Source organism: Pseudomonas sp. 22189 (assembly GCF_052045635.1).
GTDB classification, from domain to species: Bacteria; Pseudomonadota; Gammaproteobacteria; order Pseudomonadales; family Pseudomonadaceae; genus Aquipseudomonas; species Aquipseudomonas parakoreensis.
Map to the genome: position 1 here is coordinate 290,102 of NZ_JBQEPG010000003.1, position 15,205 is coordinate 305,306.

The following is a 15,205-nucleotide window of genomic DNA, read 5'->3' on the forward strand; positions in this document are numbered from 1 at the left end:
AGCGGGAGTATACCCGATTCAGTCGCACCTCCACCCCCTGGAGCCTTATGCCACGCTGCTTTTGGTGTACCGAAGATCCACTGTACATGGCTTATCACGATCAGGAGTGGGGCACGCCGCTACGCGATGCGCAGGGTTTGTTCGAGTTGCTTTTGCTCGAAGGGTTCCAGGCTGGCCTGTCGTGGATCACCGTACTGCGCAAACGCGAGCGCTACCGCGAGGTGTTGTACGGCTTCGACGTGCAGCGTGTGGCGCAGATGAGCGACGCCGAAATCGCTGAATTGATGCTCGATCCGGGGATCATCCGCAACCGCCTCAAACTCAATGCCGCCCGGCGCAATGCCCAGGCCTGGCTGGCGCTGGAAGACCCGGTGGCCTTTCTCTGGTCGTTTGTCGGCGACCGCCCGATCATCAATCATTTCAAGGATCGCAGCGAAGTCCCGGCGATCACGCCCGAAGCGCTGGCCATGAGCAAGGCCCTGAAAAAGGCCGGCTTCACCTTCGTTGGCCCAACCATTTGCTACGCACTGATGCAGGCTTCGGGCATGGTCATGGATCACACTCAGGACTGTGACCGCTACGCGCAGCTGGTCAACGGCGGTTAGAATGGCCGCCTCGCGCACAGCACAAAATCAGGAGTGACCTGTGGAAAAGTTTAAAGGCGCCTTGCTGGTAGGCGCTCTGCGGCTGTTTGCCCTGCTGCCATGGCGGGCCGTGCAGGCCGTGGGTTCGGCGATCGGCTGGATCATGTGGAAAACCCCCAACCGTTCCCGCGACGTGGTGCGGATCAACCTTTCCAAATGTTTTCCACAGATGGACCCGGCCGAGCGCGAGCGCCTGGTCGGCCAGAGCCTGAAAGACATCGGCAAATCCCTGACCGAAAGCGCCTGCGCCTGGATCTGGCCGGCTCAGCGTTCGATCGATCTGGTGCGCGAAGTTGAGGGCCTCGACATCCTCAAGGAGGCGCTGGCCTCGGGCAAAGGCGTGGTCGGCATCACCAGCCATCTGGGCAACTGGGAAGTGCTCAACCACTTCTATTGCAGCCAGTGCAAACCGATCATTTTCTACCGCCCGCCAAAGCTCAAGGCGGTGGATGAATTGCTGCGCAAGCAACGCGTGCAACTGGGCAACAAAGTCGCTGCTTCCACCAAGGAAGGCATCCTCAGCGTGATCAAGGAAGTGCGCAAAGGTGGTGCAGTGGGCATTCCGGCTGACCCGGAACCGGCCGAGTCCGCCGGGATTTTCGTGCCGTTCTTCGCCACCCAGGCGCTGACCAGCAAATTCGTGCCGAACATGCTCGCCGGCGGCAAAGCGGTCGGCGTGTTCCTGCATGCCCTGCGTCTGCCGGACGGTTCCGGCTACAAAGTGATCCTCGAGGCGGCGCCCGAAGCCATGTACAGCACCGATACCGAGGAGTCCTGTGCGGCCATGAGCAAAGTGGTCGAGCGCTATGTCGCGGCGTATCCGAGCCAGTACATGTGGAGCATGAAGCGCTTCAAGAAACGCCCGCCGGGCGAAGCGCGCTGGTACTGAGCAAGTTGGCACACTCTGTGGATAACCTGCAGGAGCTGCCGCAGGCTGCGATCTTTTGATCCAGCTTCTGCGGCTTATCCACAGCCTCGTTCATACAAGGGCGCATAAAGATGTCCGAACAACGCAAATCCTTCCGCATCAAGATCACCCACGACAGCTTCGGTGAGTGCCTGGGGCAGACGCGCAATCTGTCGGCCACCGGCGTGTATGTCCAGCATCCAGGCCTGGCTTCGTTGCCCAAAGGCGCGGTGGTTTATGGTCAGGTGCAGGGTTTACCCACCGGCGCGCCACGGGTGCGAATGGAAGTGGTCACGGTGGATGCCGAGGGCATCGGCCTGCGCTATCTCTAGCTTATTGCGCCTGGCGGTCGAGCTTCTTCAGAAACACGGTCATTTCCTTCTCCGCCTGCTTGTCGCCATGGGCGCGGGCGGCTTCCAGACCTTGCTCCCACGCCTGCCGCGCGGCGGCGTGCTCGCCCAGTGCGAGCTGAGCCTTGCCCAATAGCTTCCACGCCGCCGAGTACTTCGGATCGAAGCCGACGCAGCGCTGAAAATGTTCGGCAGCCTTGGCGTTCTCCCCCAGATCCAGATAACCCTTGCCCAGGCCGAAGCGCAGCAATGAGTTATCCACACCCTTGGCGAGCATTTTTTCCAGGGATTCGAGCATGGGTGGAGTCCTTTTCTAGTGCTTCAGAAAGATCTGCGGTGCCGCCATCGCTGGCAAGCCAGCTCCCACAAGGATCTCGGGTGCACATCACATTTGTGAACAACCGAAAAACCCGTGGGAGCTGGCTTGCCAGCGATGGGGCCAATGAAGGCACCGCTCATTCAGGATCAGAAGAAGCTCAGACCCACATGAAACAGCTTCTCCACATCGCGGATATGCTTTTTATCCACAAGGAACAGAATCACATGGTCACCCGTTTCGATCACCGTATCGTCGTGGGCGATGATCACTTCTTCGTTGCGGATGATCGCACCGATTGTGCTGCCCGGCGGCAGGCCGATTTTCTCGATCGGCCGGCCGATGACCTTGCTCGACTTCGCATCGCCGTGGGCAATCGCCTCGATGGCTTCCGCCGCACCCCGACGCAGTGAGTGCACGCTGACGATATCGCCACGCCGTACGTGAGCGAGCAAAGTGCCGATGGTCGCCAGTTGCGGACTGATGGCGATGTCGATGTCGCCCCCCTGAATCAGGTCGACGTACGCCGGGTTGTTGATGATCGTCATCACCTTCTTCGCCCCCAGCCGTTTGGCCAGCAGCGACGACATGATGTTGGCTTCGTCATCGTTGGTCAGCGCCAGGAAGATGTCGGCGTCTGCAATGTTCTCCTCCAGCAGCAGATCACGGTCCGACGCACTGCCCTGCAGCACCACGGTGCTGTCGAGGGTGTCGGAGAGATAGCGGCAGCGTGCCGGGTTCATCTCGATGATCTTCACTTGGTAGCGGCTTTCGATGGCCTCGGCCAGACGCTCGCCGATCTGCCCGCCACCGGCAATCACGATGCGCTTGTAGGTTTCGTCGAGACGGCGCATTTCGCTCATCACCGCGCGAATATTCTCACGGGCGGCGATGAAGAAAACTTCGTCATCGGCCTCGATCACCGTATCGCCCTGAGGCAGGATCGGTCGGTCACGGCGGAAAATAGCCGCGACACGCGTCTCGACATTCGGCATGTGCTCGCGCAACTGGCGCAGTTGCTGGCCCACCAGCGGTCCGCCGTAATAGGCGCGCACCGCCACCAGTTGCGCCTGGCCTTCGGCGAAATCGATCACTTGCAGCGCGCCCGGATGCTGGATCAGGCGCTTGATGTAGTTGGTCACCACTTGCTCGGGGCTGATCAGCACGTCGACCGGAATCGCTTCATTCTGGAACAGCTGTTCTTCGCGATTGAGGTAGGACGCTTCGCGCACCCGGGCGATCTTGGTCGGGGTGTGGAACAGCGTGTGCGCGACCTGGCAGGCGACCATGTTGGTTTCGTCGCTGTTGGTCACCGCCACGAGCATATCGGCATCGTCGGCGCCGGCCTGACGCAATACCGACGGCAGCGAGCCGCGGCCCTGAATGGTGCGGATGTCGAGACGGTCGCCGAGGTCGCGCAGGCGTTCGCCGTCGGTATCGACCACGGTGATGTCGTTGGCTTCGCTCGCCAGGTGTTCGGCCAGCGAACCGCCGACCTGCCCCGCGCCGAGGATGATGATTTTCATCCAGTCACTCCGTTGAATCCGTTTAGCCGCGCGCGGCAGCGATCTTGATCAGCTTGGCGTAGTAGAACCCGTCATGCCCGCCCTGCTGGGCCAGCAATTGGCGACCGTGGGGCTGTTTGATCCCGGCGGTGGTCGCCAGATCCAGTTCGCGGGCACCCGGCGTGCGCTCGAGAAACGCGGCGATGACGTCGGTGTTCTCGGTTGGCAAGGTCGAGCAAGTGGCGTAGAGCAGCATGCCGCCGACTTCGAGGGTTTTCCACAGGGCGTCGAGCAGCTCGCCTTGCAGCTGCGCGAGGGCAACGATGTCTTCCGGCTGACGGGTCAGCTTGATGTCCGGGTGGCGGCGGATCACCCCGGTGGCCGAGCATGGCGCGTCGAGCAGGATGCGCTGGAACGGTTTGCCGTCCCACCACGCGGCGGTGTCGCGACCGTCGGCGGCAATCAGCTCGGCGCTCAGGCCCAGCCGCTCAAGGTTCTCCTTTACGCGCACCAGACGCTTGGCTTCCAGATCCACGGCCACCACGCCGGCCAGCGCCGATTCGGCTTCGAGGATGTGGCAGGTCTTGCCACCCGGAGCGCAGCAAGCGTCGAGTACGCGCTGGCCGGGGGCGAGATCGAGCAGATCGGCGGCCAATTGCGCCGCTTCGTCCTGCACGCTGATCCAGCCTTCGGCAAAACCCGGCAGGCTGCGCACGTCGGTGGCGGCTTCGAGGACGATGCCGTCGCGGCTGTAAACGCATGGCGCCGCAACGATACCCGCTTCAGTCAGCAAGCCGAGGTAGGCGTCGCGGCTGTGATGCCGGCGGTTGACCCGCAGGATCATCGGTGGATGCGCGTTATTCGCCGCGCAGATCGCTTCCCACTGCTCAGGCCAGAAGGCTTTCAGGGATTTTTGCAGCCAGCGCGGGTGGGCGGTGCGCACCACCGGATCGCGCTCAAGCTCGGCGAAAATCGTCTCGCTTTCGCGCTGGGCGTTGCGCAGCACGGCATTGAGCAACCCCTTGGCCCACGGCTTTTTCAGCTTGTCGGCGCAACCGACGGTTTCGCCGATGGCCGCGTGCGGCGGCACGCGGGTGTAGAGCAGTTGATAGAGACCGACCAGCAGCAACGCCTCGACATCGGCGTCGGCAGCCTTGAACGGTTTCTGCAAAAGTTTTTCCGCCAGTGCCGACAGCCGTGGCTGCCAGCGCGCGGTGCCGAACGCCAGATCCTGGGTGAAACCGCGATCACGGTCTTCGACCTTATCCAGTTGCGTCGGCAGGGAGCTGTTCAGCGATGCCTTGCCACTGAGCACGGCGGCGAGTGCCTTGGCGGCGGCCAGACGCGGGTTCATTGCGCGTCCACCGCTGCACCCAACACAGTGCCGACGGCAAATTTCTCGCGGCGGCTGTTGAACAGATCGGCGAAGTTCAGCGCCTTGCCGCCGGGCAGTTGCAGGCGGGTCAGGCACAGTGCCTGCTCACCGCAGGCGACGATCAGGCCGTCCTTGCTGGCGCTGAGGATTTCACCCGGTGCGCCATTGCCGTCAGCCAGCGTGGCGGCCAATACCTTCAGCGCTTCGCCATTGAGGGTGCTGTGGGTGATCGGCCATGGGTTGAAAGCACGCACCAGACGCTCCAGTTCGACCGCCGGACGGCTCCAGTCGAGGCGCGCTTCGTCTTTGTTCAGTTTGTGGGCGTAGGTGGCGAGCTCGTCGTTCTGCACTTCGCCTTCGAGGGTTCCGGCGGCCAGACCGGCAATTGCCTGGACCACGGCGGGCGGACCCATTTCGGCGAGGCGGTCGTGCAGCGTGCCGCCGGTGTCGTTGGCGCTGATCGGGGTCACGACCTTGAGCAGCATCGGTCCGGTGTCGAGGCCCGCTTCCATGCGCATCACGGTCACGCCGCTTTCGGCATCACCGTGTTCCACGGCGCGCTGGATCGGCGCCGCACCGCGCCAGCGTGGCAGCAGCGAAGCGTGGCTGTTGATGCAGCCCAAGCGCGGAATATCCAGCACGGCTTGCGGCAGGATCAGGCCGTAGGCGACCACCACCATCAAGTCCGGCTTCAGTGCGGCGAGTTCAGCCTGAGCCTCAGCGTTGCGCAGGGTCGGCGGCTGCAACACCTGGATATTATTTTCCTGCGCCAACTGCTTAACCGGGCTCGGCATCAGTTTTTGCCCACGACCGGCCGGACGATCCGGTTGGGTGTAGACCGCAACGATCTCGTAAGGGCTGTTCAGCAGGGCCTTGAGATGTTCGGCGGCGAATTCCGGGGTGCCGGCAAAAACGATGCGCAGTGGCTCAGTCATGAAAGGAGTCTCATAAAAAGAAAAAGGCTTGCCGCAGCAAGCCTTTGAAGAGGGGCATCAAGCGTTCTGGCGGTGCAGCTTTTCCAGTTTCTTCTTGATCCGGTCGCGTTTGAGCGTGGACAGGTAATCGACGAACAACTTGCCATTGAGGTGGTCGCACTCGTGCTGGATGCACACCGCGAGCAGGCCTTCGGCGATCAGTTCGTAAGGCTGGCCATCGCGGTCCAGTGCCTTGATTTTGACCTTCTGCGGGCGGTCGACGTTTTCGTAGAAACCCGGCACCGACAGGCAGCCTTCCTGGTATTGATCCATCTCGTCGGTCAGCGATTCGAACTCGGGGTTGATGAACACCCGGGGTTCGGTGCGGTCTTCGGAAAGGTCCATCACGACGATACGTTTGTGCACGTTGACCTGGGTCGCGGCGAGGCCGATGCCCGGCGCTTCATACATTGTTTCAAACATGTCATCGACCAACTGACGCACTTCGTCGTCCACTACAGCCACAGGCTTGGCGATAGTACGCAGACGCGGGTCCGGGAATTCGAGGATGTTTAAAATGGCCATAGGCTGATTGCTGCACGTATTGAGTAAAGTCGGGTCGATGGCCTGGCAGGTCCGAAGATGCAGGCTACCGTTGTGAAGCGTAGCTAATGCAATTTGCAGTAGCGAGCCACGGGGGCTCTGACGGTTCACGCGAACGCACATGATAAAGGGATTCGCTGCATGAGGAAAACACTACTCGCCCTGCTGCTTCTGGCTTCGGCCGCGGCAGCGCAAGGGCAAGTGCAACTCAGGGATGGTTTTCCACAGCAATACACGGTGGTTTCGGGAGACACCCTCTGGGACATTTCCGGCAAATACCTGCGCGAGCCCTGGCAATGGCCACAGCTGTGGCGGGCCAATCCGCAAATTGAAAACCCCAACCTGATCTACCCCGGCGACACGCTGACGCTCAGTTACGTCAACGGCCAGCCGCAACTGACGCTCAAGCGCGGCGAGTCACGGGGCACCATCAAGCTGTCGCCACGCATCCGCACCAGCCCGGTGGCCGAGGCGATTCCGAGCATTCCGCTGAAATCGATCAACAGCTTTCTGCTGAGCAACCGCATCGTCGACAAGGTCGAGGACTTCGACAAGGCGCCGTACATCGTCGCCGGCGATGCCGAGCGCGTGTTGAGCGGCACCGGTGACCGAATCTTCGCTCGCGGGCATTTCGACCCGAATCAACCGGTGTACGGCATCTTCCGCCAGGGCAAGGTCTATACCGACCCGCAGACCAAGGAGTTCCTGGGGATCAACGCCGACGATATCGGTGGCGGTGAAATCGTCGCCACCGAAGGCGACGTCGCCACCCTCGCCCTGCAACGCACCACTCAGGAGGTGCGTCTGGGCGACCGCCTGTTCAGCGGCGAAGAGCGCTCGGTCAATTCGACCTTCATGCCCAGCGCCCCGAGCACCCACATCAATGGACTGATCATCGACGTGCCGCGTGGTGTCACGCAGATCGGCGTAATGGACGTGGTCACCCTGAACAAGGGCAGGCGCGACGGCCTCGCCGAAGGCAATGTGCTGGTGGTGATGAAAACCGGGGAAACCGTGCGTGACCGGATCACCGGCCAGCCGCTGAAAATTCCTGACGAACGGGCCGGTCTGCTGATGGTGTTCCGCACCTACGACAAGCTCAGTTACGGCCTCGTACTCAACGCATCACGCTCGTTGGCGGTGCTCGACAAGGTGCGAAATCCTTAGCAGGCTTAACAAGTTACCAACAGAGTTATCCACAGCTTGTTCCGAATGGTTCGGGACTTATAACGATCAAGGATGATCCATGATGCTGTCTGCCAGTACCTCCATTTCCCCTGCGGAACTGGAAGCGCGTTTGCGCCTGCACCGCTTGCCGGAAATCGGCCCGAAACGTTTTGCCAAGCTGCTTGAAGCCTTCGGCTCGGCGTCAAAAGCCATCAGTGCGCCAGGCAGTGCCTGGCGTGCGCTGGGTTTGCCGGCGGCGTGCAGTGACGCTCGGCGCAGTTGCGAAGTGCGCGATGGCGCGAGCCATGCATTGCGCTGGCTAGAGCAGCCGCAGCAGCATGTGCTGATGTGGGATCAAGCAGATTACCCGGCGCTGCTGGCGCAGATTCCCGACCCGCCACCGCTGTTGTTTGTGGCCGGCGATCCGCTGATTTTGGAAAAACCGCAACTGGCGATGGTTGGCAGTCGACGTGCTTCACGTCCGGGAATGGACACCGCCGCAGCGTTTTCCCGTAGCCTGGCCGGGGCCGGTTTTGTCATCACCAGTGGTTTGGCGTTGGGTATCGATGCGGCGGCCCATCAAGCGGCGCTGGACGTCGGCGGACAAACCGTCGGCGTGCTTGGCACGGGACTGGAAAAAATTTATCCACAGCGCAATCGACGCATTGCCGATGCAATGATCGCCTCCGGCAGTGCGGTGCTTTCAGAGTTTCCCCTGGACGCCGGCCCGACGGCGAGCAATTTTCCCCGACGCAACCGGATCATCAGCGGTCTGTCCCTGGGCGTGCTGGTGGTCGAGGCCAGTGTCGCCAGCGGTTCGCTGATCACCGCGCGACTGGCGGCGGAACAGGGTCGCGAGGTCTATGCGATTCCTGGCTCGATTCACCACCCCGGCGCGCGTGGTTGTCACCAGTTGATCCGCGACGGTGCGGTGCTGGTGGAAACCATCGAACACATCCTCGAAGCCCTGCGCGGCTGGCAGCGGCTGCCTTTATCCACAGAGATGCCGGAGGCCGGACACCCGTTACTTGCCTTGCTGCATGCAGCGCCGCACACCACTGAGGCTTTGGCCGACAGCTGTGGCTGGGCGTTGCCCAAAGTGCTGGCGGCGCTGACCGAACTGGAAATGGACGGCCGTGCGGTGTGTGAAAACGGTCGCTGGCTGGCCAGGACACGCTAGGTTTTACAGGGAAGATCGGTAAACTGCGCAAAACCTGTTTGCGGAGAGTTTTTTCATGGTCAACAGTTGGCGTGTGCAACAAGCCGCACGAGAGATTCGCGCCGGGGCGGTGATTGCCTATCCAACCGAAGCCGTCTGGGGGCTGGGTTGCGACCCGTGGAATGAAGAGGCGGTGGATCGACTGCTGGCGATCAAGAACCGTTCGGTGGACAAGGGCCTGATCCTGGTCGCCGACAATATCCGTCAGTTCGACTTCCTGTTCGAAGATTTCCCGCAAGAATGGATCGACCGCATGGCCAGCACCTGGCCGGGGCCGAACACCTGGCTGGTGCCGCATCAGAACCTGTTGCCGGAATGGGTGACGGGCGTGCACGACACCGTGGCTTTGCGGGTCAGCGATCATCCGCAGGTGCGGGATCTGTGCTCGATGGTCGGGCCGTTGATCTCGACTTCGGCCAACCCGCAGGGGCGGCCGGCGGCGCGCACGCGGTTGCGCGTCGAGCAGTATTTCCGTGGGCAGATCGATCTGATCCTCGGCGGCCAACTGGGTGGGCGCAAGAACCCCAGCGTGATCCGCGATCTGGCAACCGGCAAGGTCATTCGTCCCGACTGATCCTGCGTTGAAAACCTTTACCGTGAGTCTTCCTCGCCTGGATGGCGAGGAAGACTACGCGTGCCTGCGATTTATCCTGCAATGACGCTGTTTTCCATGTCGGAAAAGTCTCCAAGTGTCCGTATTCATTGATATTTCCCACTTGATTATCAGACTTTCTGGCGTGGCGGAATTGCCAAAAGCAACCATCCTTTCCCTGCACTTGAAACACTTCGATAAGTTAAGGTCTGCGGAGAAAGAATGGACACTACGAATTTGCAACTCACGGATTACCTGCGGGCGCTTCAGGTGACGTTGAAGAGTCACCATGACGGGTGTCGCATCGTGATGCTTGAGGCGGGGGCGGATACTCAGGAGTTCGACCGGTTTATCGATCGACAATTTCGGCTTCGGCTGCAGCATTACATGCTGACTTCACGGGCGCGGATGCTCGAAACCAGACTGGCGATAAAGTCGCGCAGTACTCACTTTCTGCTGTATCGCCACGATCAACTGCTGGCGGTACTGAGGGCGACTCCGGCACCGTTCGAATGGGTATCGCTGGCGCAGCAACACGTTTCTCCCACGGCGGCGCTGTCGCGCCATGTCGAATTCAGCCGCTTGATCTCCTACACACCCAATCAGCTACCCATCGCGGTCAATGGTCTGTTGGCAGCCGCTACCGAATGGGCCATCAAACGCGGCTATAAGGGCGTGACCGCGTTGTGCAGATCGCAACAGCTGCGCTTTTACCAGCGTTTCGGGCTGATGCCGATCGCCTCCAACGCGCTGCACATCGAACAGCGCGCACGCGGCGATTACTGGGTGGTGTCAGCCGAATGGCGGCAAATCCTCGCGGCGGTTCAACCGCCGGATCACGCGACGGTTGGCCATTTGGTGCAGAAACCGCTGGAGTGTCATCTGCCGAGGTGTTGAACGCGTTCGAACGGTGTTGCCAGCCAGGAAGTTGCAACCCTGACTGGCAAGCCGCCGAAGGTGGATCAGGGCAGCAGGATGGTCGAGCCGGTGGTGCGTCGCGCCGCCAGTTCGGTCTGCGCCTTCGCTGCATCAGCCAGTGAATAGCGCTGGCTGATGTCGACCTTGAGCTTGCCGCTGATGATCATCTCGAACAGCTCGTCGGCCATGCGCTGCAGGTTCTCGGCGTTGTTGGCGTAGGTCGCCAGGGTTGGCCGGGTCACGTACAGCGAACCCTTGGCCGCGAGAATCCCCAGATTGACCCCGTCCACTGCACCGGAGGCGTTGCCGAAACTCACCACCAGTCCGCGCGGCGAGACGCTATCGAGCGAGGTCAGCCAGGTGTCCTTGCCGACGCCGTCGTACACCACCGGGACTTTCTGGCCATCGGTCAGCTCCAGCACCCGCTCTGCCACGTTTTCGTGGCTGTAATCGATGGTCGCCCAGGCGCCGTTGGCCTTGGCCAGTTCGGCTTTTTCCTTCGAACTGACCGTACCGATCAGTTTCACGCCCAGCGCCTTGGCCCATTGACAGGCCAGCGAACCGACACCCCCGGCAGCAGCGTGGAACAGAATGGTTTCGCCGCCCTTGAGTTCATAGGTCTGGCGCAGCAGATACTGTACGGTCAGGCCCTTGAGCATGACCCCGGCAGCGGTCTCGAAGCTGATCTCGTCCGGCAGCTTCACCAGATTGGCTTCGGGCAGGGTGTGCAAATCGCTGTAGGCACCCAACGGGCCGCTGCCGTAGGCGACGCGGTCGCCGACCTTGAACCGGGTGACGTCGCTGCCCACCGCATCGACGATGCCGGCACCTTCCGCGCCCAGGCCGGACGGCAAGGCTGGCGGGGCATACAGACCGCTGCGGTAATAGGTGTCGATGAAGTTCAGGCCGATCGCCTTGTTGGCCACCCGCACCTGATTCGGGCCGGGCGCGGCGGGCTGGTAGTCAACATACTCGAGCACTTCGGGACCGCCATGGGCACGGAACTGGATACGCTTTGCCATCTGCCTGCTCTCCTTGGGTCGTTTGTAAGCCCCCTATCCAACTCCCCTGCTTGATCTTCGTCAACTGCGGCACGCTTGCCTGCGGTGTTATGCTACGCGCCCATTTGCGCCGCCCCCTGCCTGCGGGGTGTGCGCGTAGTTATGCCCGATTCAAGGTGAAGCCATGACGACCCGCACCGACGCCGTAAAGGCCTATCTGCTCGACCTGCAAGACCGCATCTGCGCCGCGCTGGAAACCGAGGACGGCGGCACGCGCTTCGTCGAAGACGCCTGGACCCGGCCTGCCGGTGGTGGCGGTCGTACCCGCGTGATCGAGAACGGTGCGGTGATCGAAAAGGGTGGTGTCAACTTTTCCCACGTGTTCGGCAGCGGTCTGCCGCCGTCGGCCAGCGCCCATCGTCCGGAACTGGCCGGTCGCGGTTTCGAAGCCCTCGGCGTATCGCTGGTGATCCACCCGCACAATCCACATGTGCCAACGTCCCACGCTAACGTGCGCTTTTTCATCGCCGAGAAGGAAGGTGAAGAACCCGTCTGGTGGTTCGGCGGCGGCTTCGACCTGACCCCGTATTATGGCAACGAAGAAGACTGCATCCACTGGCACCGCGTCGCCGAGCAAGCCTGCGCGCCGTTCGGGGCGGACGTCTATCCGCGTTACAAGGCGTGGTGCGACACCTACTTCCACATCAAGCATCGCCACGAACCGCGGGGCATCGGCGGCCTGTTTTTCGATGACCTGAACGAGTGGGACTTCGACACCAGTTTCGCCTTCATGCGCGCCATCGGTGATGCCTACATCGACGCTTACCTGCCGATCGTGCAGCGCCGCAAGCACGAGGCGTTCAGCGCCAAACAGCGTGAATTCCAGGAATTCCGCCGTGGCCGTTACGTCGAGTTCAACCTGGTGTACGACCGTGGCACGCTGTTCGGCCTGCAATCGGGCGGGCGTACCGAGTCGATTCTCATGTCGCTGCCGCCGCAAGTGCGCTGGGCCTATGACTTCAAGGCCGAGCCCGGTAGCGAGGAAGCGCGCCTGACCGACTACTTCCTGCAAGACCGCGACTGGCTGGCCCAGGCCTGAGGACTGTTGATGGATCGTTACGTCGTTTTCGGTAACCCGATCGGCCACAGCAAGTCGCCGATGATTCACAAACTGTTCGCCGAACAGACCGGGCAGCGCCTGGACTACAACACCCTGCTGGCGCCGCTGGACGGCTTCAGTGCCTGCGTCACGGCGTTCTTCCAGGAAGGTCGTGGCGCCAACGTCACCGTGCCGTTCAAGGAAGAGGCCTATCGTCTGGCGAACAGCCTGACCGCCCGTGCACAACGCGCTGGTGCGGTGAACACCTTGAGCAAACTGGCCGACGGTTCGCTGCTGGGCGACAACACCGACGGCGCCGGTCTGGTCCGTGACCTGACGGTGAATGCCGGGTTCAGCCTGACCGGCAAGCGCATTCTGCTGCTCGGCGCTGGCGGCGCGGTGCGCGGCGCTCTGGAGCCGTTGCTGGCGGAAAAACCGGCGTCGGTGATTATCGCCAATCGTACGGTGGACAAAGCCGAGCTGCTGGCGGAGTTGTTCTGTGATCTGGGGCCGGTATCGGCCAGCGGTTTCGACTGGTTGCGGGAGCCGGTGGACGTGATCATCAACGCCACCTCCGCCAGCCTCACCGGTGACGTGCCGCCGATTGCCGCGAGTCTGATCGAGCCGGGCCAGACCCTGTGCTACGACATGATGTACGGCAAGGAACCGACCGCGTTCTGCCGTTGGGCCAGCGAGCATGGCGCGGCGGTGTCGATGGATGGTCTGGGGATGCTGGCCGAGCAGGCAGCCGAGGCGTTTTTCCTGTGGCGCGGGGTGCGTCCGGATACAGCGCCGGTATTGGCCGAGCTGCGCCGCCAGTTGGCGCAATAACAGAGCCTTTGTGGCGAGGGCGCTTGCTCCCGCTCGGGTGCGAAGCGTCCGCAACCGGCTTTGGGCTGCTGCGCAGCCAGCGGGAGCAAGCTCCCTCGCCACAGAGGTCTGGAAGTGGCCGGCAGGTCAGTCCTCAAACCGGATCGGACACTTTTCCGGCCCTTCGAGCTTCCGCAACTCCTCGACCACCTGCGGCCGCGCCCGGCGCAGGGTCAGGCTGCGATCCTGACGCAGCAGGCGCCGCGCCTCCTGATGCAGCATCTCCACCCCCGAATAATCGATGAAGTTGATCTGCTGCGCCTCGATCACCACCCGCGTACCGTGCAGCCGTTGCAGGCGCACTTGCAGGTAATGGCTGGCGCCGAAAAAGATCGAGCCACCGACCCGCAGCACGTCCTCTTCGCCCTCGCGCCAATGCTGCACCCGCGGTTGTGAAGTGCGTTTGAGGTAGAAGAACAGCGACGCCAGCACCCCGGCGTAGATTGCCGTCTGCAATTCCAGCAGCAGCGTGGCAAGGCAGGTCAGCGCCATGACCACGAACTCGGCGCGACTGACCCGCAGCAATGAGCGGATCCCGCGATGATCCACCAGTCCCCAGGCGATCAGCAGAATGCTCCCGGCCATGGCCGGAATGGGAATGTGTGAAATCAGTCCGGCGCCGAAAATCGCGAACAGCGCGACCCAGATCGCCGAAAACACCCCGGCCAGCGGCGAGCAGGCACCCGCTTCGTAACTCAGGCCCGAGCGGGTGAACGAGCCGGCCGACAACGATCCGGAAAAGAACGCCCCGACAATGTTCGATAAACCTTGCGCGCGGACTTCCTGATTGGCATCGAGCAACTGCTGCGAACGCGCGGCAATCGAACGGGCAATCGACAAGCTGGTGACCAGCCCGAGCATGCCCACCGCCACGGCGCTCGGCAGTAAGCGCAGGATCAGATCCAGATCCAGTGGCAAGCCACTGAACGGCGGCAAGCGCCCGACAAAGGCGCTGACCCGATGTACATGGCCAAACATTGATGGCCACAGCCACACCAGCAGGCTGGCCAACACCAACGTAATCAACAACGTCGGCCAGCGCGGCAGCAGTTGTTTCAGCACCACGCCAACCGCCACGGTGGCCAGGCCGAGCAGCAAAGAGGGTTTATCCACAGCCCTGAGGTGGTTCAACAAATCCATCAGACTGGCCAGCGCCGTGGCTTTGGCCGGCAGATCCAGCCCCAGCAGATTGGGTAACTGGCCGATGGCAATCACGACTGCCGCGCCGAGGGTGAAACCGAGCACCACTGAATGCGAGACAAAATTCACCAAAGCGCCGAAGCGCAGCAACCCCAGCAGCCACTGAAAAATTCCCGCAAGGAAGGTCAGCAGCAGAATCAGCGTGATGTAGTCCTGCGACGCGGGCACGGCCAAGGGACTGACGCTGGCATACAGCACAATCGAGATCGCTGCGGTTGGGCCGCAAATCAGATGCCACGACGAGCCCCACAGACAGGCGATCAGCACCGGGATGATCGCGGCGTAGAGGCCGTATTCCGGGGGCAGGCCGGCGATCAGCGCGTAGGCGATCGACTGTGGTAGCGCGAGAATGGCGCCGCTGAGGCCAACGACCAGATCCCGGCCGACGCTGGCGCGGGTTTGCCGCGGCAGCCAGGTCAGGAAGGGGAAGAGTGAGTGGCGACTGGGCAGGGCCATGGGTCCTCGCGGTTGGGGATTCAGGTAAAGCCTAACAGGACAGTACGGTCATTGTGGTGAGGGGATTTA

At 62.1% G+C, this 15,205-nt stretch carries 16 protein-coding genes; 9 read left to right on the forward strand and 7 right to left on the reverse strand.

All coding sequences use genetic code 11. The annotated features are described in order from the left end of the window. Nucleotides 1-47 precede the first annotated feature (47 nt). The 3 genes from ACTJKS_RS04620 to ACTJKS_RS04630 all read left to right on the forward strand — a co-directional run bounded on the left by ACTJKS_RS04620 (nt 48) and on the right by ACTJKS_RS04630 (nt 1,883). A complete protein-coding gene (locus tag ACTJKS_RS04620) occupies nt 48-605 on the forward strand; it encodes a DNA-3-methyladenine glycosylase I (protein ID WP_108181235.1) in 558 nt (185 codons plus the stop codon). 40 nt (nt 606-645) lie between these two features. Then, the gene (locus ACTJKS_RS04625; protein ID WP_041073613.1) at nt 646-1,533 is read left to right on the forward strand and encodes a lysophospholipid acyltransferase; all 888 of its coding nucleotides are present in this window, start codon (nt 646-648) and stop codon (nt 1,531-1,533) included. Nucleotides 1,534-1,643: 110 nt separating this feature from the next. Further along, nucleotides 1,644-1,883 (forward strand): PilZ domain-containing protein, encoded by a 240-nt coding sequence (locus tag ACTJKS_RS04630; RefSeq protein WP_041073615.1) that lies wholly within the window; start codon nt 1,644-1,646, stop codon nt 1,881-1,883. Between the two features lies 1 nt (nt 1,884). Here ACTJKS_RS04630 and ACTJKS_RS04635 read toward each other — a convergent pair whose 3' ends face one another. The 5 genes from ACTJKS_RS04635 to def all read right to left on the reverse strand — a co-directional run bounded on the left by ACTJKS_RS04635 (nt 1,885) and on the right by def (nt 6,596). Continuing rightward, nucleotides 1,885-2,199, reverse strand: coding sequence for a tetratricopeptide repeat protein (locus tag ACTJKS_RS04635; RefSeq protein ID WP_007960748.1), 315 nt, complete (start codon nt 2,197-2,199; stop codon nt 1,885-1,887). Between the two features lie 167 nt (nt 2,200-2,366). Continuing rightward, nucleotides 2,367-3,743 carry a Trk system potassium transporter TrkA gene (trkA, locus tag ACTJKS_RS04640; protein ID WP_003220233.1) on the reverse strand — a complete coding sequence of 459 codons (1,377 nt, stop codon included), beginning with the start codon at nt 3,741-3,743 and terminating at the stop codon, nt 2,367-2,369. 22 nt (nt 3,744-3,765) lie between these two features. Beyond that, nucleotides 3,766-5,076: a 16S rRNA (cytosine(967)-C(5))-methyltransferase RsmB gene (gene rsmB, locus ACTJKS_RS04645; RefSeq protein WP_108181236.1), complete on the reverse strand. Its 1,311-nt coding sequence runs from the start codon at nt 5,074-5,076 to the stop codon at nt 3,766-3,768. Next, nucleotides 5,073-6,032, reverse strand: coding sequence for a methionyl-tRNA formyltransferase (gene fmt, locus ACTJKS_RS04650; protein ID WP_108181237.1), 960 nt, complete (start codon nt 6,030-6,032; stop codon nt 5,073-5,075). The genes rsmB and fmt overlap by 4 nt, the downstream gene beginning before the upstream one ends. Before the next feature lie 57 nt (nt 6,033-6,089). Then, nucleotides 6,090-6,596 carry a peptide deformylase gene (gene def, locus ACTJKS_RS04655; RefSeq protein WP_027610272.1) on the reverse strand — a complete coding sequence of 169 codons (507 nt, stop codon included), beginning with the start codon at nt 6,594-6,596 and terminating at the stop codon, nt 6,090-6,092. A gap of 159 nt (nt 6,597-6,755) precedes the next feature. Between def and ACTJKS_RS04660 the strand changes: the two genes are divergently transcribed. From ACTJKS_RS04660 to ACTJKS_RS04675, 4 genes are all read left to right on the forward strand, one after another. Beyond that, nucleotides 6,756-7,781, forward strand: a complete 1,026-nt coding sequence (locus tag ACTJKS_RS04660; protein ID WP_041073622.1) for a LysM peptidoglycan-binding domain-containing protein — start codon at nt 6,756-6,758, stop codon at nt 7,779-7,781. Between the two features lie 79 nt (nt 7,782-7,860). Further along, a complete protein-coding gene (dprA, locus tag ACTJKS_RS04665; protein WP_108181238.1) occupies nt 7,861-8,961 on the forward strand; it encodes a DNA-processing protein DprA in 1,101 nt (366 codons plus the stop codon). 55 nt (nt 8,962-9,016) lie between these two features. After that, nucleotides 9,017-9,574 carry an L-threonylcarbamoyladenylate synthase gene (locus ACTJKS_RS04670; RefSeq protein ID WP_007962683.1) on the forward strand — a complete coding sequence of 186 codons (558 nt, stop codon included), beginning with the start codon at nt 9,017-9,019 and terminating at the stop codon, nt 9,572-9,574. Between the two features lie 240 nt (nt 9,575-9,814). Next, on the forward strand, nt 9,815-10,489 hold the full coding sequence (locus tag ACTJKS_RS04675; protein ID WP_108181239.1) for a hypothetical protein: 675 nt from the start codon (nt 9,815-9,817) through the stop codon (nt 10,487-10,489). 65 nt (nt 10,490-10,554) lie between these two features. On the opposite strand, the gene ACTJKS_RS04680 is transcribed toward ACTJKS_RS04675, so the two are convergent. Beyond that, nucleotides 10,555-11,532, reverse strand: a complete 978-nt coding sequence (locus ACTJKS_RS04680) for an NADPH:quinone reductase (RefSeq protein ID WP_108181240.1) — start codon at nt 11,530-11,532, stop codon at nt 10,555-10,557. Nucleotides 11,533-11,695: 163 nt separating this feature from the next. On the opposite strand from ACTJKS_RS04680, the gene hemF reads away from it, so the two are divergent. Both hemF and aroE read left to right on the forward strand, forming a co-directional pair. Then, nucleotides 11,696-12,610: an oxygen-dependent coproporphyrinogen oxidase gene (gene hemF / locus ACTJKS_RS04685; RefSeq protein WP_108181241.1), complete on the forward strand. Its 915-nt coding sequence runs from the start codon at nt 11,696-11,698 to the stop codon at nt 12,608-12,610. A 9-nt stretch (nt 12,611-12,619) separates the two neighbouring features. After that, nucleotides 12,620-13,441 carry a shikimate dehydrogenase gene (aroE, locus tag ACTJKS_RS04690; protein ID WP_108181242.1) on the forward strand — a complete coding sequence of 274 codons (822 nt, stop codon included), beginning with the start codon at nt 12,620-12,622 and terminating at the stop codon, nt 13,439-13,441. Between the two features lie 126 nt (nt 13,442-13,567). On the opposite strand, the gene ACTJKS_RS04695 is transcribed toward aroE, so the two are convergent. Further along, the gene (locus tag ACTJKS_RS04695; RefSeq protein WP_108181243.1) at nt 13,568-15,136 is read right to left on the reverse strand and encodes a SulP family inorganic anion transporter; all 1,569 of its coding nucleotides are present in this window, start codon (nt 15,134-15,136) and stop codon (nt 13,568-13,570) included. Between the last annotated feature and the right edge of the window lie 69 nt (nt 15,137-15,205).